This window comes from Wolbachia endosymbiont of Pentidionis agamae (genome assembly GCF_036711655.1).
In the GTDB taxonomy this organism is placed as follows: Bacteria; Pseudomonadota; Alphaproteobacteria; order Rickettsiales; family Anaplasmataceae; genus JAZHPY01.
On sequence record NZ_JAZHPY010000160.1, the window covers coordinates 1 to 536 of the forward strand.

The 536-nt window shown below is 34.0% G+C and carries 1 pseudogene; it reads right to left on the reverse strand.

From position 1 onward, the window contains the following. Positions 1-457: pseudogene (locus tag V6U76_RS05440) on the reverse strand (winged helix-turn-helix domain-containing protein); the annotation flags it as partial. Positions 458-536: the final 79 nt, after the last annotated feature.

Sequence of the window (536 nt, forward strand, 5' to 3'; positions counted from 1 at the left end):
GTGTACCAAACCTTGAAGAAAAACAGCTCTTTTTCTGGGTACTTGAATTTCATTAAGATTTTTTTTAAATTCCTCTTGTTTATTCTTATCTATGGACTGGCCGTGGTCTAATACTTCATTCTTTTCATATTACGGTGTACTGTAGACTTACTGATATTCAGGCCAAATTTTTCCTGAATTTTTATTCTCATTTCTTTAAAACTTGCTCAAGCTGACTTTCTAGTTTTTCTATGGCGCTGAGGGGGAGCAAACAGTTTTTCTTCTCTTCCAAATTTTAAGTGCTTTATCCATGAAGTTATTGCGTTCCTTGAAATGCAGCATATTTTTGCTACAGCCGTTACACTACGCTTTTTTGCTGCAATTACAGCATTTAATTTTTTATGCATTGTTTCTTCAGCATTTTTCTTCCTGATTCTACCACCTGTTTATCTAATAACAGTTTTGATCTTAATCCCATTTTACACAGCTATTTTACCTATTTCACTATTGGCTTTTTTCCTTGATTGTCTATACGCTCTCTCAGTAATGGGAATTGG